This window comes from Hyphomicrobium sp. DMF-1, from assembly GCF_027886585.1.
In the GTDB taxonomy this organism is placed as follows: Bacteria; Pseudomonadota; Alphaproteobacteria; order Rhizobiales; family Hyphomicrobiaceae; genus Hyphomicrobium_C; species Hyphomicrobium_C zavarzinii.
Genome location: NZ_CP115706.1, coordinates 4,608,488 through 4,628,998, shown reverse-complemented (window position 1 = coordinate 4,628,998; position 20,511 = coordinate 4,608,488). Strand labels below are relative to the sequence as shown.

General features: G+C 64.6%; 23 protein-coding genes and 1 tRNA gene. 10 read left to right on the top strand and 14 right to left on the bottom strand.

What is annotated here, in order from left to right:
- Window positions 1–105: 105 nt before the first annotated feature.
- Window positions 106–181: transfer RNA gene (locus PE058_RS21495), tRNA-Ala, on the top strand.
- A 56-nt stretch (window positions 182–237) separates the two neighbouring features.
- Here the strand turns inward: PE058_RS21495 and PE058_RS21490 are convergent.
- Window positions 238–1,122, bottom strand: a complete 885-nt coding sequence (locus tag PE058_RS21490) for a LysR family transcriptional regulator (RefSeq protein ID WP_020084667.1) — start codon at window positions 1,120–1,122, stop codon at window positions 238–240.
- A gap of 107 nt (window positions 1,123–1,229) precedes the next feature.
- Here PE058_RS21490 and ilvD point away from each other — a divergent pair, with 107 nt between their 5' ends.
- Window positions 1,230–3,065 (top strand): dihydroxy-acid dehydratase, encoded by a 1,836-nt coding sequence (gene ilvD / locus PE058_RS21485; protein ID WP_271029482.1) that lies wholly within the window; start codon window positions 1,230–1,232, stop codon window positions 3,063–3,065.
- A gap of 204 nt (window positions 3,066–3,269) precedes the next feature.
- Window positions 3,270–3,560 (top strand): GlsB/YeaQ/YmgE family stress response membrane protein, encoded by a 291-nt coding sequence (locus PE058_RS21480; protein ID WP_040497936.1) that lies wholly within the window; start codon window positions 3,270–3,272, stop codon window positions 3,558–3,560.
- A gap of 23 nt (window positions 3,561–3,583) precedes the next feature.
- Here the strand turns inward: PE058_RS21480 and PE058_RS21475 are convergent, their stop codons facing one another.
- The 4 genes from PE058_RS21475 to PE058_RS21460 all read right to left on the bottom strand — a co-directional run bounded on the left by PE058_RS21475 (window position 3,584) and on the right by PE058_RS21460 (window position 7,317).
- Window positions 3,584–5,482, bottom strand: a complete 1,899-nt coding sequence (locus PE058_RS21475; protein WP_271029481.1) for a hypothetical protein — start codon at window positions 5,480–5,482, stop codon at window positions 3,584–3,586.
- A gap of 169 nt (window positions 5,483–5,651) precedes the next feature.
- Entirely contained in the window at window positions 5,652–6,347 is a 696-nt protein-coding gene (locus PE058_RS21470; protein ID WP_271029480.1) for a hypothetical protein, read from the bottom strand.
- A gap of 187 nt (window positions 6,348–6,534) precedes the next feature.
- Window positions 6,535–6,846 carry a hypothetical protein gene (locus PE058_RS21465; protein ID WP_156827237.1) on the bottom strand — a complete coding sequence of 104 codons (312 nt, stop codon included), beginning with the start codon at window positions 6,844–6,846 and terminating at the stop codon, window positions 6,535–6,537.
- 126 nt (window positions 6,847–6,972) lie between these two features.
- Window positions 6,973–7,317, bottom strand: coding sequence for a cupin domain-containing protein (locus PE058_RS21460; protein WP_271029479.1), 345 nt, complete (start codon window positions 7,315–7,317; stop codon window positions 6,973–6,975).
- A gap of 142 nt (window positions 7,318–7,459) precedes the next feature.
- Between PE058_RS21460 and PE058_RS21455 the strand changes: the two genes are divergently transcribed.
- Window positions 7,460–7,870, top strand: coding sequence for a thioredoxin family protein (locus PE058_RS21455; RefSeq protein WP_271029478.1), 411 nt, complete (start codon window positions 7,460–7,462; stop codon window positions 7,868–7,870).
- A gap of 10 nt (window positions 7,871–7,880) precedes the next feature.
- On the opposite strand, the gene PE058_RS21450 is transcribed toward PE058_RS21455, so the two are convergent.
- From PE058_RS21450 to PE058_RS21435, 4 genes are read right to left on the bottom strand one after another with little or no spacing between them, the layout of a single operon-like run.
- Entirely contained in the window at window positions 7,881–8,585 is a 705-nt protein-coding gene (locus PE058_RS21450; RefSeq protein ID WP_271029477.1) for an L-fuculose-phosphate aldolase, read from the bottom strand.
- The gene (gene mtnA, locus PE058_RS21445) at window positions 8,582–9,685 is read right to left on the bottom strand and encodes an S-methyl-5-thioribose-1-phosphate isomerase (protein ID WP_271029476.1); all 1,104 of its coding nucleotides are present in this window, start codon (window positions 9,683–9,685) and stop codon (window positions 8,582–8,584) included. Before mtnA ends, PE058_RS21450 begins: the two co-directional genes overlap by 4 nt.
- 16 nt (window positions 9,686–9,701) lie before the next feature.
- Window positions 9,702–9,932: a hypothetical protein gene (locus PE058_RS21440; RefSeq protein WP_271029475.1), complete on the bottom strand. Its 231-nt coding sequence runs from the start codon at window positions 9,930–9,932 to the stop codon at window positions 9,702–9,704.
- Window positions 9,933–10,469 carry an adenine phosphoribosyltransferase gene (locus PE058_RS21435; protein ID WP_420537153.1) on the bottom strand — a complete coding sequence of 179 codons (537 nt, stop codon included), beginning with the start codon at window positions 10,467–10,469 and terminating at the stop codon, window positions 9,933–9,935.
- A gap of 121 nt (window positions 10,470–10,590) precedes the next feature.
- On the opposite strand from PE058_RS21435, the gene PE058_RS21430 reads away from it, so the two are divergent.
- Window positions 10,591–10,992, top strand: coding sequence for a hypothetical protein (locus tag PE058_RS21430; protein WP_271029473.1), 402 nt, complete (start codon window positions 10,591–10,593; stop codon window positions 10,990–10,992).
- Between the two features lie 86 nt (window positions 10,993–11,078).
- Here PE058_RS21430 and PE058_RS21425 read toward each other — a convergent pair whose 3' ends face one another.
- The 4 genes from PE058_RS21425 to PE058_RS21410 all read right to left on the bottom strand — a co-directional run bounded on the left by PE058_RS21425 (window position 11,079) and on the right by PE058_RS21410 (window position 13,591).
- Complete coding sequence (locus PE058_RS21425) at window positions 11,079–11,276, bottom strand: CsbD family protein (RefSeq protein ID WP_020084679.1); 198 nt, start codon at window positions 11,274–11,276, stop codon at window positions 11,079–11,081.
- 156 nt (window positions 11,277–11,432) lie between these two features.
- The gene (locus PE058_RS21420; RefSeq protein ID WP_020084680.1) at window positions 11,433–11,606 is read right to left on the bottom strand and encodes a DUF1328 domain-containing protein; all 174 of its coding nucleotides are present in this window, start codon (window positions 11,604–11,606) and stop codon (window positions 11,433–11,435) included.
- Window positions 11,607–11,771: 165 nt separating this feature from the next.
- Window positions 11,772–12,590 (bottom strand): quinoprotein dehydrogenase-associated SoxYZ-like carrier, encoded by an 819-nt coding sequence (locus tag PE058_RS21415; RefSeq protein WP_271029472.1) that lies wholly within the window; start codon window positions 12,588–12,590, stop codon window positions 11,772–11,774.
- Window positions 12,591–12,874: 284 nt separating this feature from the next.
- Window positions 12,875–13,591 (bottom strand): thermonuclease family protein, encoded by a 717-nt coding sequence (locus PE058_RS21410; protein WP_271029471.1) that lies wholly within the window; start codon window positions 13,589–13,591, stop codon window positions 12,875–12,877.
- Window positions 13,592–14,088: 497 nt separating this feature from the next.
- Between PE058_RS21410 and PE058_RS21405 the strand changes: the two genes are divergently transcribed.
- Together PE058_RS21405 and speD are read left to right on the top strand one after the other, a co-directional pair.
- A complete protein-coding gene (locus PE058_RS21405) occupies window positions 14,089–16,299 on the top strand; it encodes an AsmA family protein (protein ID WP_271029470.1) in 2,211 nt (736 codons plus the stop codon).
- 203 nt (window positions 16,300–16,502) lie between these two features.
- A complete protein-coding gene (gene speD, locus PE058_RS21400) occupies window positions 16,503–17,093 on the top strand; it encodes an adenosylmethionine decarboxylase (RefSeq protein WP_333780410.1) in 591 nt (196 codons plus the stop codon).
- A 250-nt stretch (window positions 17,094–17,343) separates the two neighbouring features.
- Here the strand turns inward: speD and PE058_RS21395 are convergent, their stop codons facing one another.
- Window positions 17,344–17,760, bottom strand: coding sequence for a Fur family transcriptional regulator (locus tag PE058_RS21395; protein ID WP_020084685.1), 417 nt, complete (start codon window positions 17,758–17,760; stop codon window positions 17,344–17,346).
- A 288-nt stretch (window positions 17,761–18,048) separates the two neighbouring features.
- Here PE058_RS21395 and PE058_RS21390 point away from each other — a divergent pair, with 288 nt between their 5' ends.
- The 3 genes from PE058_RS21390 (at window position 18,049) to PE058_RS21380 (ending at window position 20,497) form a co-directional block, all read left to right on the top strand.
- Window positions 18,049–18,786, top strand: a complete 738-nt coding sequence (locus PE058_RS21390; RefSeq protein WP_020084686.1) for a 50S ribosomal protein L25/general stress protein Ctc — start codon at window positions 18,049–18,051, stop codon at window positions 18,784–18,786.
- Window positions 18,787–18,854: 68 nt separating this feature from the next.
- Entirely contained in the window at window positions 18,855–19,598 is a 744-nt protein-coding gene (gene pth / locus PE058_RS21385; protein ID WP_271029469.1) for an aminoacyl-tRNA hydrolase, read from the top strand.
- Window positions 19,599–19,666: 68 nt separating this feature from the next.
- A complete protein-coding gene (locus tag PE058_RS21380; RefSeq protein ID WP_156827239.1) occupies window positions 19,667–20,497 on the top strand; it encodes a hypothetical protein in 831 nt (276 codons plus the stop codon).
- Window positions 20,498–20,511 lie beyond the last annotated feature (14 nt).

Sequence of the window (20,511 nt, the reverse complement as noted above, 5' to 3'; positions counted from 1 at the left end):
TCTTCGTGATCTTGACGGCGCCGCAAGCACCAGCGCGGCACACGCCTCAGGATCCCGCTTGCGAAAGGGAGCTTCGGTTCCCCAACACGCAAGAACCCATGGTAAGGGGCCATAGCTCAGCTGGGAGAGCGCTTGCATGGCATGCAAGAGGTCAGCGGTTCGATCCCGCTTGGCTCCACCAACCACTCCCTGAAATAAAAAGATAATTCCGCCGAGCAGCGCGCATCGCGCCGGGTCTCACGCGGCTTTGACGTCTGCGGCAACGCTCAGGAATTCTCGGAGTGTCGCGCTGTCGTTCTCGCGTAACCACGCGAGGCCCGTTTCCAGCACCGGCGGCTCCCGCAGCTCCAGATAGCGCACGCCTGTCCGGGCAAGGTTCCGTAACGAGTCCGGCACCAGCGCGAAGCCCATGCCGGCCGAGACGAGGCTGATGATCGTTTGCATCTGGATGGCCTCCTGCCTCACATGCAAGGACCCGCTTCGCCTGGCGAGGTAGCCGGTGACGAGGTCGTGAAAGACAGGGGCCACGCGCCGCGGAAAGAGAATGAGCGGCTGGTCCAGCCAGTCCCCATCCGAAGAGCGCCCGTCCGAAACCCAGGCCTCCGGGACGGCCGCAACCAAAGGCTCGCGCAGCAACGGCATATAGGCCAGCGCCTCCGGCAGCGCGGTATCGGGCGGGATGATGATCCCGGCATGGCCATGTCCGCCCAAAAGACTTTCGATCTGCACGTCGCTGGTCGCTTCGGTGAGGTTGACCTCCACGGACGGAAAGCGCGCCGCATACCGGCGGACCAGCGCGGGTAACAGGCTGTAGTCCGCCGTGCTGACGAAGCTCAGTCCGAGCTGTCCCACCGTGCCGTCGCGGATCCGCCGCGCGATGTCGGGCAACGCCGCTATCCTCTCCACGGCCGGGCGAACATGCTCGAGCCATTGCCGCCCGAACGCGGTCAGCGCCACATTCCGCTTCGAGCGGGTGAAAAGCGCGGCTCCCAGCTGCCGCTCGAGCGCCAGGATGGACTGGCTGAGCGGCGGCTGGGTCATGCCCAGCCGTTCCGCGGCCCGCCCGAAATGCAGCGTGTCGGCGACGGCGAGAAAATGGCGGAGCTGGCGCAGGTCCAACATGACATAAAGTCTCCGTGCGACCTAATGTGTTCTCAATAATATATTTTACAACCGTCTGGGAAGGTCGTACGGGGCGGTATCGGAAGAGATTAGAAAGATCCCAAACAATGCCTCCTTATCGCTCCCGAACCACCACCCACGGCCGTAACATGGCCGGTGCCCGCGGCCTCTGGCGCGCGACCGGCATGAAGGACGCGGATTTCGGAAAGCCGATCATTGCGGTGGTGAACTCGTTCACCCAGTTCGTGCCGGGCCACGTCCACCTGAAGGACCTCGGCCAGCTGGTCGCGCGCGAGATCGAGGCGGCCGGCGGCGTCGCCAAGGAATTCAACACGATCGCCGTCGATGACGGCATCGCCATGGGCCACGACGGCATGCTCTATTCGCTGCCGTCGCGCGAGATCATCGCGGACTCGGTCGAGTACATGGTCAACGCGCATTGCGCCGACGCCATGGTCTGTATCTCGAACTGTGACAAGATCACCCCCGGCATGCTGAATGCCGCCATGCGCCTCAACATCCCGTCCGTCTTCGTCTCCGGCGGACCGATGGAAGCCGGCAAGGTCGTCCTCCACGGCAAGACCCACGCGCTCGATCTCGTCGATGCCATGGTGGCCGCCGCCGACGACAAGGTGTCGGACGAGGACGTCAAGGTCATCGAGCGCTCGGCCTGCCCGACGTGCGGCTCCTGCTCCGGCATGTTCACCGCCAATTCGATGAACTGCCTGACTGAGGCCCTCGGCCTGTCGCTGCCCGGAAACGGCTCCACGCTCGCGACGCATGCCGACCGCAAGCGCCTGTTCGTCGAGGCCGGCCACCTGATCGTCGATCTCGCCCGCCGCTACTACGAGCAGAACGACGAGAGCGTGTTGCCGCGTAGCATTGCGAACAAGAAGGCCTTCGAGAACGCCATGTCGCTCGACATCGCCATGGGCGGCTCGACCAACACGGTGCTCCACATCCTGGCGGCCGCCTACGAAGGCGGAGTCGACTTCACGATGGACGACATCGACCACCTGTCCCGCAAGGTGCCGTGCCTCTCCAAGGTCGCGCCCGCCAAGCAGGACGTGCACATGGAGGACGTGCATCGCGCAGGCGGCATCATGCGCATCCTGGGCGAGCTCGATCGCGGCGGTCTGCTTCATCGCGACACGCCGACCGTGCACGCCGAAACGCTGGGTGACGCCGTCGACCGCTGGGACATCACGCGCACCAACAGCGAGATGGTGCGCACCTTCTTCCGCGCCGCGCCTGGCGGCATTCCAACCCAGGTCGCCTTCAGTCAGGAGGCGCGCTGGGACGACCTCGACACGGACGGAGAGAAAGGCGTCATCCGCTCCGTCGAGCATCCGTTCTCGAAGGATGGTGGCCTTGCCGTTCTCTCCGGCAACATCGCCCTCGACGGATGCATCGTGAAGACGGCCGGCGTCGATGAATCGATCCTGAAGTTTTCGGGCCCCGCTGTCGTCTATGAAAGCCAGGATGCAGCCGTGAAGGGCATCCTCGGCGGCGAGGTGAAGGCTGGCGACGTCGTCGTCATCCGCTACGAAGGGCCGAAGGGCGGACCAGGCATGCAGGAAATGCTCTATCCGACGAGCTACCTGAAATCCAAGGGTCTCGGAAAGGCTTGCGCGCTCATCACCGATGGACGCTTCTCGGGCGGCACCTCGGGCCTCTCCATCGGCCATGCCTCGCCGGAAGCGGCGCAGGGTGGCGCCATCGGCCTCGTGCGCCAGGGCGACATCATCGAGATCGACATCCCGAACCGCACGATCAACCTTGCGGTCTCCGAAGCGGAACTCGCCACCCGCCGCGCCGAGCAGGACAAGCTCGGCTGGAAGCCGGCCGCGCCCCGCAAGCGCAATGTCACCACCGCGCTGAAGGCTTATGCGGCCTTCGCCGCCAGCGCCGACAAGGGCGCCGTGCGCATCCTGCCGGAGTGATCTTGAGCCGGGCGCGGCGTGTCCGCCGTGTCCGGCTGCTCTTTTTCCCAGGATGCTCCTTGATGGCGGCGATCAACCGCCGATCAACCCATTTGCGCGGAACTCGCGTGCCTCGGTCTGCAAGGGTGCTATAGGGAAGGAATGCCGCGCCTCCCGGATGCTGGGCTGGCAGGCGGCGAGGGCACAGAGACGGAGAAAAGTGGCATGTCCTTTTCGTTCGCTCAGTTTTTCGTGTGGGCCATCATCGGGCTGATCGGCGGGAGCCTCGTTGGCCTGATCGTGAGGCGCGAGCGAAAGGGGTTCGGCCTGTTCCAGAACCTCGCGCTCGGTCTGGCAGGCGCGCTGGTTGGCGGCCTCCTGTTCCGTCTGTTGGGGCTGTTCCCCAATCTCGATCAGATCACGATTTCGCTGCGCGACGTCGTCTCGGCGATCATCGGCTCCGCGCTCGTGCTTCTCGTGCTGTGGATCCGGCAGAGGACGGCGCCGACGCCCTGATTTGAGAGCGTCGGCCGTCAATCTCAGTACATCTGCAACGGCAGCACGCCGCCGGGTCCGATCATGAGGCCCCAGATGTCGCCCGCCGTGACTTCGAACGCGTCCGTCTGCGCCGGCTGTCCGGAGACTTTCAGCGAGTAGGTGTGCTTGCCGGGCGCAATCTCCAGCGTCGGGCCGTCCGGCTTCTTGCTGCCAAGTCCAGCGCCGATCTTTACCGTCGTCTTGCCGATCGTGAGCACGGCGTCCTGCTCCAGCATATTGCCGAAAAGCAGCTTGATCTTGCCGTCCGGCGGCAGCAGGCCGGACTTGCGGGCCTCCTCCGTCTTGCGCAAGCTCAGAACCGAGGTCGTCTCGCCGTTCTTGTACGTGAGCACGAGCCGGGCAGGCCCTTGCGGCGACGTGAAAGCAACGTCCGCGCGGTCCGCCGAAAGGACAGCGCTACCCGCCTGTTCCTTCCACTCGATCTTGGCGAGCTCACGCCGGTAGAAGGCGAGAACGGTTTCGGTCGACGCAGGCACCGTCGCGTTGACGGACAGGCGGAACAGGCTCTTCTCGCTGCCGCTGACCGAGTGCGGCGCAGGAACAGGCAAGCCGCTCCGCTCTTCGGCGGTCAGCTCCGTGACGAGCTTTGCCTCCGCGTGGCTCTCTTCCGAGGCGTTTTCCGCAGGCTCTGCTTCGGCGGTTGCGAGCGCCGAGCCCGAGGCCGTGACGCGCGTCTTCTTGCCGAACGCCATGATCGTGAGCGAGAGGTCTTGCGCAGCCTTGGAGAAGCGCAGCACCACCATGTTGTCCTTGTCGATGACCGAGCGATCGGCCTTCCATCCGCCGCGCTTCATCACGTCGCGATAGAACGCCGCGACAGATTTGACGCTGGAGGCGCTTTCGAACTCGAGCGAACCGCGTCCGCCGTCGAAGTCGATCTCCTCTGCCGTTGCCGGGAGAGGGATCGGCGCATTGCCGTCGGCAAGCTCGGCGAGCGTTTCTGTTGCGGCAGGTGAGCCGGAGGCCTGCGATGCGGGGCGATTGAGATCGGCCATCGCGTCCTTGGTCGCCTTGCGCACCTCGTTCAGGATTTCACCGGCGATGGCGTTGAAGGCATCGTTTGCATCCATGCCCTTTGCGGTCTCGTTGTGTGGCTCGCTCTCCGCCGGGGGAGCTGCAGCCGCAGCCGGAGGTGCGGCAGGTTCTTCTTTTTCAACGAGCAGCGTCAGCAATTTTTGCGGCACAGCCTCGATCACGACGTCGAGGCGGCCGTCTTCGCGGTTCTGTAGGCGAAGCATGAGCGGGCGATGGTTATCGCGCACGAAGAACGCGAACTTGCCGCGCTCGTTGGGCTCGGACGTGTCGTCGTCCGCCGTCATCTTGCGGTTTTCCCTTCGCGAGTAGGGCAGCCACCCCCGCGCGGTCAATTCGCGGCGAAAGAAGGAGAACTGCTCTTCGAGCGGAGCCTGCGTGACGAGGGCGAGATGCGGCCGCTCCGGCGCATACTTGATCTCGGAGGCATCCTTGGAAAACGGCAGGTCGTCGACGATGGCATTGGCCGTGTAGGAAACGCTCGTCGCGTTGCCCTGCGCAGGCGCTAGCGTGACGAACACGGAAAGCCCCTGCCGCTCCTTCTTGAACGTCATGATGGAGAGGTTGGGATTGGCGGCGCTTGCGGAGAAGGGATCCTCGTAGCGCTGCCAGCCGTCGGCGGCGAGAAGCTTGGCGGCGGCATCCGCCGCGGCGGGCACGGAATCCGGGCTCGTGAAAATGGTCGTGGCCGGGCTGGCGTAGGTCTCTTTTGCTCCCGGAAGGCGTGCGAGCTTGCTCGTATCGAGCGTGATGTCAGCTGCCATCGCAGGCGTCGTGAGCGGCTCGGTAACGGCTACGAGTGCTGAGGTCGCAACAGCCAGCATGAGTCCCAGTGTGATGCCACGCATCGATGTCGTCTCCGTTGTCGGTGTCTGGCGGCGGAAGCGGCCGCGTCGGCGGGCGTCGCGCAGGAGCCAGATGAGGGAAGGTTAGAGGTGGGGGCCGTTGGGCGGCTCGGCGCTGGTTATGACGTGCCCGTGCGAGACCCGATGTTCCGCGCGTGACAAGCGGAGGGCTTCAGGGCGAGGCTTCGCGGCGGTCCTGGAGGCTCTTCGTCAGCCGCAGGCATTCGCTCGTGTGGAACCGATAGGCGATGTAGTGCCTCATGCAGGCTTCCACGGACTCCTGGCTCGCTGTGAGCTGCCGGATGTTCGCCTCGTTCTGGGCGATGCTCATCTGAAGCTTGTCTGCGATACGAGCGCTGTAAATCTTGTGGTCGTGGATGAGGTAATAGTAACTCGTCTCGCAGAAGCTGGCCGGCAGGTTTTTGCTGAGGTCTTCGTAGCCCCGCTCGAACGCGTCCTCGACCACCGAAATGCTCGCCTTGTCCGAGCTTTCGAGCAGCAGCAGCTCATAGATTTTCGGAATGCGGTCCCAGGCGGCCTTGGCGCGCGGCGTGTCGTTGCAGGCCTTCGCTCCCGCGTAGATCATCATCGTCGCGTCGAGCGCGAGGAAGCCGGGCGGGCGCGAGAAGTCCTTGTCTTTGAAGTAAGTGTGGAACGGCGTCTGCGCGGTGACGGCCTCGTCGGCCCATCGGGGAGCCGTGTAGCGCTCGAACAGGTCCTTGCTGAAGTAGACCAGCGTCAGGAGGGCGACTGTCACGCCCAGCCCCCATTTGAGGAATGGGCGCCCCGTCTTGGCGGGCGCAGGTGTGGGCCTTGTGGCGGCCGATGCCATGTCCTTATTGCGCTGCCCGAACGTCTTGAGCGTCATGGAGATCCCCGCACGGAAGGTAATCAGCGGATTGTCCCCCAAAGGACCTCAAACGACGTTGATTTGCCGCCGCGAATTGCGGTTGCTCGCTTAATCGTCCGTTTACGGCAAAAGCGCCACGCACGCGCGAACAGGCCCGCCGCCCCGCGCAGGGAAGCGAGCGAGCATCGATAGGCGTGGAATGCGCTTAGCCTTCCGAGCGAAGGGCTGACTTGGGCCTGAGGGGAATCACACCGAGCGGCGCTTTCACCATCCGCTTCGCAACCTGCGGCTTGCCCTTCCGGCCGCTCCAGAACAGACGATCGGTGACCTCGAGCACGTCGACCGCGAGCGTCAGCAGCGGAGCCACGAGCAGATACAGCACCTTGGTGTCCGTGCTGCACTGCGGCCATTCACGGCGCGCGATCCACAGAGACCGCCCCACGTAGAACGCGGCCAGAACGAGGATCAGGGTCGATCCGGAGAGCAGGTAGGGAAGGCTGGTCGTTTCGTCTTGCACCGTGAGCACCCGGAACTTGTTTAGAATTTCACAAATCTAACATCGAAATTAACGCTGAGTTCCATCTCTTCAGTCCCTTACGGGATAGTTCTTAAGTGATAGGAAGCAGCGGCGAAACCGTTCTCGTCAATCGCTTTTTCCGGGCGGAAGCTCGTCACCGGACGCGCTGTAGGCGGGTGGAACGTAGACGTTGAGGGTCTTGAGCGCGCTCTCTCCTGTGTTGCGGATCTCGTGCGTATCCCCGCGCTGGATCAACATCAGCGCTCCAGCCTTCAGCGGATAGACGTGGCCGTTGACCAGCGCTTCCCCATGGCCGCTCGCCACATAGAGCCATTGGTCTGCTCCACGGTGGCGATTGTCCGCGCCGCCCTCCGTGCCGCCCGGCTCGATCACCATGGATGCCGCCTGAGAACGCGCATCCCCCATGAGAACATGAAATCCCGCCTCGTAGGCTACGGCTGCGCGTTTCATGACACCGGCCTCCTCGCTCTCTGTCACCTACAACGCAACGGGAGCGCTCTGGGTTCGCGGCAGTCTTTACCGTGAATGACGGAACACGGCAGGCCGCCCGCTGCGCTCCGCCTGATGGCACCGAAGCTGCAGCGCCGGGGCCATGAGCATACGAACCTTCATTCTCGCCAAATCCAGGTGTCTCGGAATGGGACTGCTGGCGCTCGCGCTCCCCGGTTCAGCCGGCGCCGCGCCGGATCAGGACGCGACCAGTAGCGCGTCTCCGGCGGGAATAGAGCTGATCGCGTTCGAGGCGCCGGGCTGCATTTATTGCCCGGTGTTTCGCCGGGACGTAGTGCCGTCCTATGCCGCCTCGCGCGCCGGAAAGGCGGCCCCGCTGCGGTTCGTGGACATCAACGATCGCGCAGCCGACAGCTTCAAGCTCACGGCCCCCGTGACAATGGTGCCGACATTGGTGCTGGTGCGCGACGGCGTGGAGATCGGCCGCATCAGCGGCTATTTCGGCCGCGAGAACATGCACCATATGCTGGATACGATGCTGCCCGCCGAGTGAGGCGCGCCTCTCAGCTCTGGGCGTTCTGCCCGTAGCTTTTGAACTTCTCGATCACGCGCGCCATCTCGCTGTCGGAGAGCAGCTCCGGCGGACCGAGCAAGAGCAGCTTGTAGTACTGCTCCGCCAGCACCTCGACCTCATGCGCAAGCTCGAGCGCCTTGGGCAGCGTCTCGCCGAGCGCGATCGCTCCATGATGCGCCATCAGACAGGCCTTGCGATCCTGGAGGCCGCGCGCCACGTGCTCGGCCAGCTCCGGCGTTCCGAACGTGGCATAGGGCACGACGGGGATGTCGTCGCCGCCCGCCACCGCCACCATGTAGTGAAAGGCCGGGATTGCCCGCCCCGCGCACGCCAGCACCACCGCGTGCAGCGAATGCGTGTGGACGACGGCATTCATATCCGGGCGTGCAGCGTAGGCGGAGAGATGGAAGTGCCACTCGCTGGACGGCTTTTTCTGCTTTCCGGGCACCGAGCCGTCACCCGCCACGAACACGATGTCCTTCGCGCCCAGGTCCTCGTAGGCGAGCCCAGTGGGCGTGATCAGCATGCCGTCCTCGAAACGGCAGGAGACGTTTCCCGAGCGGCACGGCGAAAGGCCGCTGCGGCTCATGGAGAGCGCGGTCTCGATGACGAGTTCGCGCAGCCGCGTCTCGTTGCGGCTCTGCGGCTTGCGTAGTTTCTCCCTGTCGCGCTTGCTGGCCTCGCCCTTCGTCATGCTGCGCTCTCGTTGCGTTCCGGATAGAGCGAAAGAAGCCCGTCGCGGCTGGCGGGCGCAACGCCTCGCTCCGTGATGAAGCCCGTGACGAGCCGGGAGGGTGTCACGTCGAACGCAGGATTGGCCGCGGGTGACCCTCGGGCCGCGATGTCGACGGTCACCACCGATCCATCCGCGAGACGTCCCGTCATGGCCAAAACCTCCGTCGCGCTCCGCTCCTCGATCGGGATGTCGCGGCCGGAGGCGAGCGACCAGTCGATCGTCGAATAGGGGAGCGCCACGTAGAACGGCACGCCGGTATCGTGCGCCGCGAGCGCCTTGAGGTAGGTGCCGATCTTGTTCGCAACGTCGCCGTTGGCCGCCACGCGGTCCGTGCCCACGATGCAGAGATCGACCTTGCCGTGCTGCATCAGATGGCCGCCCGCGTTGTCCACCACGATGGTGTGCGGCACGCCGTGGCTGCCGAGCTCGAACGCGGTGAGCGACGCACCCTGATTGCGCGGCCGGGTTTCGTCCACCCACACATGGACGGAAATGCCCGTTTCGTGCGCGTGGTAGATCGGAGATGTCGCCGTGCCCCAATCTACGCACGCGAGCCAGCCGGCGTTGCAATGGGTGAGGATGTTAACCGGCTCGCCCTTTGGTTTTGTCTTGGCGATGGCCTCGATGAGCGGTAGGCCGTGCACACCGATGAGGCGGCAGGTCTCCACGTCGTTGTCCGCGATCGCGGCGGCCTTGGCGAGGGCAGCGGCCGCGCGCGCTTCGGGAGCAAGGTCCGCAAGGGCGCGGCGCATTTCCTCGAGCGCCCACCTGAGATTGACCGCCGTCGGCCGCTGCTTGGCGAGCAGCGCGATGGCGTCGGCGAGCGCTCTATCCGAGGCATCCTGCCGGAGCGCCAGCGCAAGGCCGTAGGCGGCGGTTGCCCCGATCAGGGGCGCGCCCCGCACCTGCATCGTCAGGATGGCGCGGGCCGCATCCTCGACGGTTTCGAGCGAGACGGTTTCCAAACGATGAGGCAGCAGGGTCTGATCGATGATCGCGACGGAGGCTCCACCGTTCTCGGGCCAGATCGTGCGCGTTGCCTTGCCGTTGATTTTCATGCGCTCTCGCCGAGGCTCAGTCGAGACCGCCCATCACGGGCGGCCCGAGCGGAATATGGACCATCTCCTCGAGCCCGCAGGCCCGGCAGGAGAGCTGATACCACTCGGCATACGGGCGCGCCGAATGGTCTGCGAGCGAGAGGCCGGTCTCTCCGCAGCGGGAACAAGCGAGCGAAGCCTCAGGCTCGGCTCGCCAACGCGCGATTGCGTGAAGCGCGGCGTTCATCTCGTCCGCGGAAAAGCCCATTCAATGTCCTTCGAAAGCCACAAGAACATGACAGTCGATGCCGTGGCTCTTCAAGAGCTTGCTGCCGCCGAGGTCCGGCAGGTCGATGATGAAGGTGGCCCCCACGATCGTGCCGCCCGAGCGGCGCACGAGCTTGGCGGCCGCTTCCGCCGTGCCGCCCGTCGCGATCAGGTCGTCGACGATCAGGATGCGCTGGCCGGCCGTCAAGGCATCCTCGTGGATCTCGATCACGTCCACCCCGTACTCGAGCGAGTACTCCTGGCCGATGGTTTTCCAGGGAAGCTTGCCCTTCTTGCGGATCGGGATGAAGCCGCATCCGAGCCGGTCGGCGATGGCGCCGCCCAGGATGAACCCGCGCGCCTCGATGCCCGCCACTGCGTCGATGGGCTGCGTTCGGAACGGCTCGGCCATCTGCGCGATAGCCGCCTTGAAGCCTTGAGCATCGCCCAGCAGTGTCGTCACGTCGCGGAACATGATGCCGCGCTTGGGGTAGTCCGGAATTGTACGGATTAGATCTTTTAGCGAGCTCAAGAACACCTCCCCGTCAAAATCGCGGCGCAACTTAGCAATAACACTGTCCTCAGGATAGGAGGACCCGCGCCGGGGCGGACGCTGAGTACTTCGTGGCGAGACGCCCTTGTGGACCCATGGTGACGAGATGACAGATGCGAACTTTCCGCTGACGGCGGATAGCGATTTTGACGACTTGCCCCGCACGCTGAGGCGGGAACGCGATGCCCGTGCACGGGAGGCGAGGGAGCGCGAGCAGCGCGCCCGCGAAGGACGCGGCATGGACGCGGCCCTCGGCGATCCCCCGTCCTATCTTTCACGGGGACGGTCGACGCCTACGTCCTACGACAGCGAGCCAGTGGCCGCCTCCGTTCGCAGCTTCGACGTTCCCTTCGGGCGTCTCGTGGTCTTTTTCCTGAAGGGGGCCCTCGCGGCCATCCCTGCCTTGATGCTGCTTGGCGTCGTTCTCTATTTCGCGGGCAAGGGCCTCGAAGCTTATTTCCCCGAGCTCGTGCGCATGAAGATCATGATCACCTTCCCCGGCGGCTGATCAGGGCGCGCCCAGCAAAACATAAAAAAATCCGCCGGAGAGCAAAGGCTCGCCGACGGATTTTTCGTTAGCGGATGAGGATCCGCTTAGAGCGACTTCGACCAGTCGTCGAGTTCCTTCTTCACCTGATCGCGGCCGTAGCCATAACGCTCCTGGATCTTGCCTTCGAGCTGATCGCGCTTGCCGTTGATCACGGCAAGATCGTCATCGGTGAGCTTGCCCCACTTCTCCTTCACCTTGCCGGAAAACTGCTTCCAGTTGCCTTCAATGCGATCCCAGTTCATTGCGAACTCCTATAGCTGGTTGAAACGTAGTGGTAGTGCCATCAGGCCATGCGCATCCTTCTGCTCCGGCGCTTGATCGGAGCAATCGAGAGGCTGAACCTGAAGGTTGGAAAGCTGTGCGGACACGGCCTCGCGGCAATGCTCGCGCGTGAGAAACTAAGCTCGGCGTATCAGTCCGAGTACCAGCGAGATTACGAGGAAAACGATCGCCACCCAGAACAGGAGGCGCGCTCCTTCCATCGCCGTACCGGCCACGCCGCCGAAGCCCAGAAAAGCCGCGACAAGTGCAACCACGAGGAAAACAACGGCCCAGTGCAACAGATTGCCCATTATCCTCCTCCGAAACGTTAGGTCATTGACGGGGGAGTAACGTTCCGTTGGAAGATTGGTTCCGTGGCTGGCGCGCCCGGTAAACGCATTTCAGAATGGCGCGCCCATGCGGCCGCGTTCGGGCGCGCTCAAAGAAGCGGACTGTGAGGAGAGTGTGAACGCGCCTTAGCCGGCCGGGCCGATGGGAAAACGGCGTGTCCACGTGCCGCCGCTCGTGTCACGCACGATCACCGTCATCTCCGTCGCACCGTTCGTCACGTAGTCGAACTCGATGGCCGGATTCTGCGCGAGCGTGATCGATCCCGTCATCTCGAACACCAGATCTTCGCCCTGCCGCGCTTCGATGTGCTCCACCATCAGCAGGGGGATATAGAGCAGCGAGACTGGGTCCAGCACCATGCCGGTGTGGTTCGGATGGTTGAGCGCATAGCGCGCCCGCGCGACCTGATGCGATCCGTTGGGTTTGTCGCCCACTGCCGCGAAATCCATCTTGCCCATGTTGGCGGCGATCTCGGCCGGGTCTCCAACCGGAGGCGCGGAGCATGAGGCTTGCCCGCCTGCGAACTTCACGAGCTGCTCGGCCATGTAGAGCGTTCCGTCATCGGTCTCGACGATGACGCGCACGTCGGATTGCTGATCGAGGCGAATGCGCGTGACGAGGTGCGCCTTGCTGCGCCCCTCTCCCATGCGGAAGACCGCGGCAACCGGCGAAGGGTTTTCATCCACCACGAACGAGACGGTCTTGATGGTGTGGTTCTCTCCGACGGAGATGTCCGCTTCCAGCGGAACGCTGCGCACGTCGTCCGGGCGATAGGGTGCGGTGAGCTTCACGATCCCACGGGCGTCGTGCAGCGGCCGCCCCGCGAAGGCTTCGGCGTGAATGCCGGGCCAACTGTCGCTCGCAAGTGCAGGGAGGGACGCGAAGGCCGAAAGCACGGCGGCGGCGAGGATGGCCGGCAAGCGCTGAAGGTTCGGACGGACCATTGGGGGTATTCCCTTCTCGAGACCCGAGACCGCAAGAACAATGAGGCCAGCGCCACCAAATTGGAGGGCGTAGCGAGCCCGCGGCGAGCAGGAGACGGCGGGAGATGCTCCCGTGACTCGCTCCTCGACATGGACGGGACGGGAATGTCTTCCCTCCGTTATGGGAAGTCAACCTGCCAACTATCTTGCAGCGCAATGTTCGGATGAGGGAACGTGCGTACTGAAACGGAAAGCGGGCCGGCGCTTCCGCACGGCCCGCGAAATCTCGTGAACCTGGAGTGGGCTCAAAGTCCCATCGCAGGCCTGAACCCGGCCTTGGCGGCCTCGTCCTCGCTGCAGAACCAGCGTTCGCCCTTCCCCGGCTCCACTTTCACCTTCGCGTACCAGGGGCTCCAGGGCATGTGATAGATGTGCCCGTTCGCGGTGATGTTGCCCTTGATGGCGCAGCCCTTGGGAGCGGCCGTCTCGGCAACCTCCCAGCGGCGCTCGCGAAACTTCCACGGCGGCTCCGCTTCGCCCTGCCAGATTCCAGCCTTCGCCTTGCGCGCCTCAGCTTCGATCGTCTCGTAGCGCGTGGAGTACTTCACGAACGCCCAGGCATGGCCCGTGCGCACCATCTCCGCATTGATGTCCCGCCCGTCGGCGGAGCACCATGCGAGCACGCGGCCGTACTTGTCGCGCCCCCCGGACTCGCAATCGACGCGCCGTCCGCCGACCAGCCATCTGAGCTGCGCTGTCGCCGCGCGTCCGCACTTCCAGCTCCCGAACCAGCCGCCACCGCAGGTCTGGTCGCTCTCCGGCGCGTCGATGCCTTCCAGCCGCACGCGTTCACCCGCGATCTCCAGCGTGTCGCCGTCGATGACGGTCGCCTTGCCGCTCAGGATCGCCGAGCCGCCTGGCGGAGGAGCCGCGCTTGTGGGAGGGCTAAGGAGATGAACCGATGCGGCCAGCGCGAACGCCACCGGAAGCAGCGGACGGACAAAACGGTATTTCTCGCTCATAGGTTGAGATATGACAGATGGGGATGTCGAAAAGCAGACCCTGGGGTGACGCAAAGATGCCCGAAACGAGTCTGAGAAATGACGGATAAGGCTCGCTAAATTTGAATTAAATACAACTCGTGAGTCGCACAAGTGAATTTCGCGTAAAAGTTGTAATTTTGCGAGGCAACGGCGAAGTAAGGCGCTCGCCGGCTGCTGCGCCAAAGCGTGGATAAATCTGCTGCAGGGCGCGCGAAACGGGCCGCGCCCTGACACAATTGCCGTTTATGAGCGCAAGTTACGGCCGAAACGTCAGAGGTGCGCGTTCTTGAGTTACGGCCAGTCACGAGGTCAGGAGCCCGATGACGAGCAGAACCCCGCCTCCGCAGGGGAGACCGCCCCGTTTGGAGACTTATCGTCCTGCGGAGGAGCGGAGCGCGCCGCCTGCCAGGCCAGGCCGCCCTCCGCCGCAAGGGCAGGGGCATTATCCGCCGCAGCAAGGTCCCGGCTATCCTCCGATGTCGGCGTCGCGTGGTCCCGCGCCCTATCAGGAGCGAGGCTATCCGCCGCCCTACGGTGAGCCGCAGCGCTCGGGTGTGCGGTCGTTCCTGTTTTATGGCGTGCTGGGTTTGATTGCGATGGCGGCCGGCGCAGCGGCCTTCGCGGTCGCGGCGCTTCCCGCCAACTTCGTGCGTGACCGCGTGATCGCGGCGGTCAAGGAGAAGACGGGGCGCGATCTCGTCATTGCCGGGCCGTCCTCGTTCACGCTCTATCCTTCGGTCGGCATTTCTCTGGCGGACGTCTCGCTGTCCGGCGCTCCCGGCTTTGAAGGCGCGAAGCCCCTCGTCAGCATGCAGTCGCTCGACGTCAGCGTCGCACTCTGGCCGTTGATCCAGCGCGAGGTGCGCGTCAAGACGCTGCGCCTGCGCGAGCCGGTCTTCAATCTCGAGGTGGACCGCAACGGCCGCAGATCGTGGGATTTCGCAGCACTCGATGATCGCGCGGCGCGCATCAGGCTGGCGCAGGCCGGTGCGCCTGCCTCCGACGCGCCCGCCTTGCCCGCGCGCCGGAACGGCTCCTTCCTGCGCCTCGGGGACCTGAAGCTCGACGACGTGCACATCGACAACGGCACGCTCAATTATCAAGACGCGCGCACGGGCAGCTCCTCTCGGCTCTCCGCGATCAACGTCGACATGGCACTGGCCGCTCTCACAGAGCCGCTGCTCGCCAAAGGCAACGTCGCGTGGAAAGGCCAGACAGTCACCTTCGACAGCGCGCTGACGTCGCTCTCGGAAGTCATGGAAAGCCGGCCGGCGAAGCTCAAGCTGACACTCGCCGCCAACGCGCTCGATGCCACCTTCGAGGGCTCGGCGAACTTCAAGGATGCGCTCCTCGCCGAAGGTATCCTGTCCGCTAAGTCGTCCTCGGCGCGCTCCCTCGCGGCCTGGCTCGGCACGGACATCCCGCCGTCCGAAGGTTTTGGCCCGATGACGGCCAAGGGGCTCTTCCGCGGCGCGCCGGACCAGTTCAGCTTCTCGACCGCGGAGATCGTGCTCGACAAGACGACGGCGCGCGGCGAGATCAGTCTCGATACGCGCGGCGCCCGGCCTTACGTGAAAGCCAATCTCAAGCTCACGGAGCTGGACCTCAACACGTATGCGTCCCACGGCGTGCGATCTGCGCCCGCAGCGAAGCCCCGCGAGAGCAGCGGTGGCGGCGCGCAGTCCATCGAGGATTTGCTGCAGGAAAGCGAGCGGCCGCCTCCTGGTCCGCGCGTGCAGGGCTACACCAAGCGCGACGGCTGGGACGAGGAGCCGCTGAACCTCGACGGTCTCGGTGCAATCGACGCCAACGCAAAGCTCTCGATCGGGCGGCTGACCGTCCGCACCATCCACCTCGACCAGTCCGATCTCACCGTCGCCCTCAAGAACCGCGTGATGAAGACCACGCTCGACGAGGTGCGCCTCTACAATGGACGCGGCCATGGCACGGTGACGCTCGATGGCACCGCCGGCAACACGGCGAGCCTCGCAGCCAACATCACGCTCGACGGCATTTCCGCCCAGCCTCTCCTCACGGACGCGGCTGACCTCGATCGGCTGACCGGCACCGGACGCCTCGCGTTCGCGCTCGCGGGCCAAGGCGCGAGCGAGCGCCAGATCGTCGAAACGCTGTCCGGAAAGGCCGAGCTGGCCTTTGCCGATGGCGCCATCATCGGCGTCAACGTGGCGGAGATGGTGCGCGGTATCGGCAAGGGGAGTTTCGGCGGTCTCGGCACCGCGCCGACCGACAAGACCGATTTCAGCGAAATGACGTCCACCTGGACGGTGCGCTCCGGCACTGCTGAGAATCAGGATCTGAAACTCGTGAGCCCGCTGCTGCGCCTCACCGGCTCCGGCAAGGTGACGCTGCCGACCCGTGAGGTCGACTACATGCTGCGTCCGAAGCTGGTGGCGAGCCTTGCCGGACAAGGCAGCACGCAGGATGTCTCGGGCATCGAGATTCCGGTTCGCGTGCACGGCTCCTGGGAGAACCCGAAATACTCGCCCGATCTCGCTGGCGTCCTCAAGGACCCCAAAGCGGTCGACACGATCAAGGAGATCGGGAAGCAGTTCAAAGGCAAAAAGGCCGATGAGATCGTCAACGATCTCCTGGGCGGCGGCGGCAACGGAGAGAGCGGCAAGTCGAAAGGCAAGAAGCTGCTCGAGCAGTTCCTGAACCCGCAGTGACGCCGCGCTGAGGCGCTCGAAACGGCCGCTGCTGTATCGTGCTGGAAGGGTGTGACGTTACGGCCAAAATTTTTAGCCCCAGAGGGTCACTTTTCTCTTGCGACGGGGGGGCACTTGCATCATATCCGTCGTCTCCGTTCGTCCACCTGCCCTTAAGGTCAAGGACTTCCATCCCCACACCCCCAAGGTAAGGAGCGTTCGGGTTGAATCTGTCTGCTGGTTGGGGAGTGGGTCATATGGCCTTTAATGACACCCTCTTCCAATTGGGGATGGACTTGACTCGTTCAAGCCCCGCCCAAAAGGAAGATCTGCACGCGACGCAGGGTGCGCGCGTTGCTCTTGAGGACACGAGTGAGGACCGCGCGGGCCGTTATGCCGGCCGGCACCTGATCATTGATCTATATGGTGCGCGCAAGCTCGACGATATCGAGCACGTGGAGCGGACTCTCAAACGTTGTGTCGAAGCCTCGGGCGCGACGCTCCTGCACATGCATCTTCACCCCCTGAAGCCCACGGGCGGGGTCACGGGAGTTGCGGTTTTGGCGGAGAGTCACATCTCCATCCATAGCTGGCCGGAGACCGGCTATGCCGCGCTCGACGTGTTCATGAGCGGGACGGCTGATCCCGCACGAGCCATCCCTGTTCTCCAGGAGGCGTTCGAGGCTGGCGAGGTGGTCGTCAAGACGCATCGCCGGGGCGCGGCGCCAGGGGAGAACAGCGAACGAATCCGCAAGGCTGAGAAGCCTGCGCAGGCTCGCTCCCGCACCATCAGGAAGGCGAAGGCAGCCGCCTGAGACGACGCCGCGCGAGGCCGCGGGCCTTGCGCGCTGTTTCAAGTGACTGCGAACTAGGGTGCCTTGACTGGCAGACAGACAAGGGCGCGTGTCCGACCCAACCGGACACGCGCCCGTTTTCTTTTCTGAGCGAGGTCTGTCTCGGGGAAGGCATGAGAGCGGTTGCGCGTGCTGCCCCAGATCGCAACGCTACTGCCTACTGCCTACTGCCTACTGCCTACTGCCTACTGCCTACTGCCTACTGCCCGCTTCACGCCATCCGCGCCGTGCAGGCCGAGCAGCGTCCGCGCAATTCCAGAGTCATCGCGCGAACCGTGTACTTCGCCTTCTTGGCCCAGCTCGCCAGCGCCTCGACGGCGCGCGGCTCGGCAAACTCCGAGACCGTTCCGCAGTCGTCGCAGATGGCGAACACCGCCGCACCGGCGCCCTTGTGGGTCGATTGGCAGCACGCGACGAAGGCGTTGAGCGATTCGAGCCGATGCGCCGAGCCCGACGCGATCAGCCGGTCGAGCGCCCGATACACGGTCTGCGGCGCGAGCGTCGCGCGGTCGCGAAGCTGGTCGATGATCTCGTAAGCCGAGACCGGGCGGCCGGACTCCTGCAGCGCCGTGAAGATGAGCTTGTCCTGCTCCTGCGCCGGGCGGCGCTTAGTGACTTTCCGGGTCATCGAGCTCTCTGGTCCAGGGATTCGGGGCCACCGATTTTGAAGAGTGTAGCATACCGTCCGAAGGCTACGGGGAGGCATCGCCCCGCAGATCGGGTCTCCAAAGGTTAATCGCCCGTAAAATGGGGCGTTCCGGCCGGATTTGCCACCCGATCGTCGATTGCCAACGGCCCCCGCCGCAGCTATAACGCGCCCATCTCAAGCACCTGCGAGAGACCTGCCCGGCACCCTTGGAGGCCGGTTGCAGTTGGATGGGCCTGTTAAGGCCCTTTTTTCATTGGAGAAAATGCCATGTCTGAGATCGTTGAGATCAAAGCCACGGCGCGCCCGCGTGCAGGCAAGGGGGCCGCACGTCAAGCTCGCCGCGAAGGAAATGTTCCCGCCGTCATCTACGGAGACGGTCAGCCTGCCGAAATCATTGCCATCAACGGCAACGATCTCTGGAAGCAGTTCATCAAGGGTCATTTCACCTCGTCCGTGTTCGACATCGCCGTCGGCTCGAACAAGATCCGCGTCATTCCCCGCGACGTACAGGTCGATCCCGTGAAGGATCACCCGATCCACGTCGACTTCCTGCGCATCGGCAAGGACGGCATCATCCGCGTCTTCGTGCCGATCCGCTTCGCCAACCACGCGCTGTCTCCAGGCCTCAAGCGCGGTGGCGTGCTCAACATCGTGCGCCACGAGGTTGAGATTTTCTGCCCCTACGACAAGATCCCGTCCTTCTTCGAGATCAACCTCGAAGGCCTCGAGATCGGTCGCTCGATTCACATTTCCGCCGTTGGCATGCCGGAGGGTGTGAGCCCGGTCATCAGCAACCGCGACTTCACGGTCGCCACCATTGCCGGTGCCAAGAAGGACGACGACGAGGGTGCCGCCTCCGCAGCGGAAGGTGCCGCTCCCGCAGCAGGCGATGCCAAGGCCGCCGCTCCCGCAGCCGCCAAGGCTGGTGCGGCTGCCGCCAAGGGCGCAGCTGCTCCCGCAGCGGGTGGCAAGGCTCCGGCCGCCAAGCCCGCGGCCAAGAAGTAAGTCGCTTCGACGCGAAAGGCCGGCATTCGCTTTCGAGTGCCGGCCTTTTTCTTATTCAGGGTTGAGCCATGAAGCTGTTCGTCGGCCTCGGAAATCCTGGCAGCGAATACGCCCGGAACCGCCACAACGTCGGGTTCATGGCGGTGGATCTCATTGCCGAGGCGCATCGCTTCGGCCCCTGGAAGCGCAAGTTCCAGGGCTACGCGGCCGACGGCGAGATCGGCGGCGAGAAGGTGCTTCTTCTCAAGCCCGACACCTACATGAACGAGAGCGGCCGCTCCGTGGGCGAGGCGGCGCGGTTCCTCAAGATCGCGGAAGGCGACATCGTCGTCTTCTATGACGAGATCGACCTCGCGCCCGGCAAGCTCAAGGTGAAGACCGGCGGCGGCAACGCGGGCCACAACGGCTTGCGCTCCATCTCCGCCCATCTCGGCAATGACTATGTGCGTGTACGCATCGGCGTCGGCCATCCCGGCGTAAAGGAGCTGGTCGCGCGCTGGGTGCTGAACGATTTCACGAAGGCAGATCAGGAGTGGCTCGAGCCGCTGCTCGCGGCCATTGCCCAGGCGTCCCCGCGCCTCGCGAAAGATGACCAGTCGCGCTTTCTGACAGACGTGGCGAAGACGCTGGGAGAGAGCCCCGACCCGCGCAAGGAGCGCGGCCGCGCGGCTGAGGCGGAGCCCGCAGCCCCGCCCTCGAGGCCCGCTCCCAAGCAGCGCGCCCATCCGGCGGGCGAGCGCGCGGGCAAGAGCGCGAACGCGCTGGCGGAGAACCTCAAGAAATGGCTGGCGGGCCGCAAGCCGAGCGAGTGAGTTCGTCTCTTTTCTGATTGGAATTCGCGCTATCCTGCACGTAACAATTCGAAAGGGGGATGCGCCGGATGCCGCTCGGGACGGACAAGCTCAAGGAGCAATTCCAGAAATCGAAGAAGGTGCGCCGCGCGTGGAGCACCTACAAATGGTTCGACCGCATCCGTGGCTGGCAGGATTGGTACAACTGGCTGTCGACGTTCCTGCAGACCAAGGCAGGCGCCGCAGCCGCGCTCGGCTCCACGGCCGTTCTGACCACCGCGGCCGTCGTCGTCCATAACGTCGTCGTCGATCCCTACGCCGAGCCCTACGTGCCGACGGAGATTGCCCCGTTGTCGGCCGCCGAGCCCATGCGCCAGACCAAGGGCACGTTGATTTTCGAGATCGAGGGGCGCGACAAGGCGGGCCGGCGCGGAACGTTCGATGTCGTCGTCGCAAAGAAACAGTTCCTGTGGGTGCGCGGGAGTGCTGAGGACCTGGAGAGGGACGGCCGCGTGATCTCGGGCGCCGAGATTGCAGGCGACGTTCTCGACCAGGAGGTGCGCGACGGCCTTGCCAGCGCACGCGAGATCGTCGCCGTCGGCACGGCGTCCCAGGAAGGCAACCCCGTCGAGGAGAAGAAGCGCGCCGCCCGCCGCGCCACCCGCACGGCGGAACTGGTGTCGGGCGCCATCGACGCGTCCATCCCGATCTCGAGCCTGAACCTCGGCCAGTATCGCGAGCGCTGCGTCAGTTGCGATGCCGATGGCACCAACTGGCAGCGCCCCTTCATGGTCATCGCGGTGAAGGAGTTGGAGGAGGGGACGGTTGTTGCCGAGGCCCTGGCCGATGCCATGACCGGCAAGGAAAGGCTGCCGAGCCCGGCGAGCTACTCCGCCTTCGAGCTCACGAAAATCCGCTGAGTGCGGCGCCCCTC

What these genes read in the sequence shown, in the direction of transcription:
- PE058_RS21490 (WP_020084667.1), bottom strand. Translation starts at nt 1,122, where the DNA reads ATGTTGGACCTGCGCCAGCTCCGCCATTTTCTCGCCGTCGCCGACACG.
- ilvD (WP_271029482.1), top strand. Translation starts at nt 1,230, where the DNA reads ATGCCTCCTTATCGCTCCCGAACCACCACCCACGGCCGTAACATGGCC.
- PE058_RS21480 (WP_040497936.1), top strand. Translation starts at nt 3,270, where the DNA reads ATGTCCTTTTCGTTCGCTCAGTTTTTCGTGTGGGCCATCATCGGGCTG.
- PE058_RS21475 (WP_271029481.1), bottom strand. Translation starts at nt 5,482, where the DNA reads ATGCGTGGCATCACACTGGGACTCATGCTGGCTGTTGCGACCTCAGCA.
- PE058_RS21470 (WP_271029480.1), bottom strand. Translation starts at nt 6,347, where the DNA reads ATGACGCTCAAGACGTTCGGGCAGCGCAATAAGGACATGGCATCGGCC.
- PE058_RS21460 (WP_271029479.1), bottom strand. Translation starts at nt 7,317, where the DNA reads ATGAAACGCGCAGCCGTAGCCTACGAGGCGGGATTTCATGTTCTCATG.
- PE058_RS21455 (WP_271029478.1), top strand. Translation starts at nt 7,460, where the DNA reads ATGAGCATACGAACCTTCATTCTCGCCAAATCCAGGTGTCTCGGAATG.
- PE058_RS21450 (WP_271029477.1), bottom strand. Translation starts at nt 8,585, where the DNA reads ATGACGAAGGGCGAGGCCAGCAAGCGCGACAGGGAGAAACTACGCAAG.
- mtnA (WP_271029476.1), bottom strand. Translation starts at nt 9,685, where the DNA reads ATGAAAATCAACGGCAAGGCAACGCGCACGATCTGGCCCGAGAACGGT.
- PE058_RS21440 (WP_271029475.1), bottom strand. Translation starts at nt 9,932, where the DNA reads ATGGGCTTTTCCGCGGACGAGATGAACGCCGCGCTTCACGCAATCGCG.
- PE058_RS21430 (WP_271029473.1), top strand. Translation starts at nt 10,591, where the DNA reads ATGACAGATGCGAACTTTCCGCTGACGGCGGATAGCGATTTTGACGAC.
- PE058_RS21425 (WP_020084679.1), bottom strand. Translation starts at nt 11,276, where the DNA reads ATGAACTGGGATCGCATTGAAGGCAACTGGAAGCAGTTTTCCGGCAAG.
- PE058_RS21420 (WP_020084680.1), bottom strand. Translation starts at nt 11,606, where the DNA reads ATGGGCAATCTGTTGCACTGGGCCGTTGTTTTCCTCGTGGTTGCACTT.
- PE058_RS21415 (WP_271029472.1), bottom strand. Translation starts at nt 12,590, where the DNA reads ATGGTCCGTCCGAACCTTCAGCGCTTGCCGGCCATCCTCGCCGCCGCC.
- PE058_RS21410 (WP_271029471.1), bottom strand. Translation starts at nt 13,591, where the DNA reads ATGAGCGAGAAATACCGTTTTGTCCGTCCGCTGCTTCCGGTGGCGTTC.
- PE058_RS21405 (WP_271029470.1), top strand. Translation starts at nt 14,089, where the DNA reads ATGTCGGCGTCGCGTGGTCCCGCGCCCTATCAGGAGCGAGGCTATCCG.
- PE058_RS21395 (WP_020084685.1), bottom strand. Translation starts at nt 17,760, where the DNA reads ATGACCCGGAAAGTCACTAAGCGCCGCCCGGCGCAGGAGCAGGACAAG.
- PE058_RS21390 (WP_020084686.1), top strand. Translation starts at nt 18,049, where the DNA reads ATGTCTGAGATCGTTGAGATCAAAGCCACGGCGCGCCCGCGTGCAGGC.
- pth (WP_271029469.1), top strand. Translation starts at nt 18,855, where the DNA reads ATGAAGCTGTTCGTCGGCCTCGGAAATCCTGGCAGCGAATACGCCCGG.
- PE058_RS21380 (WP_156827239.1), top strand. Translation starts at nt 19,667, where the DNA reads ATGCCGCTCGGGACGGACAAGCTCAAGGAGCAATTCCAGAAATCGAAG.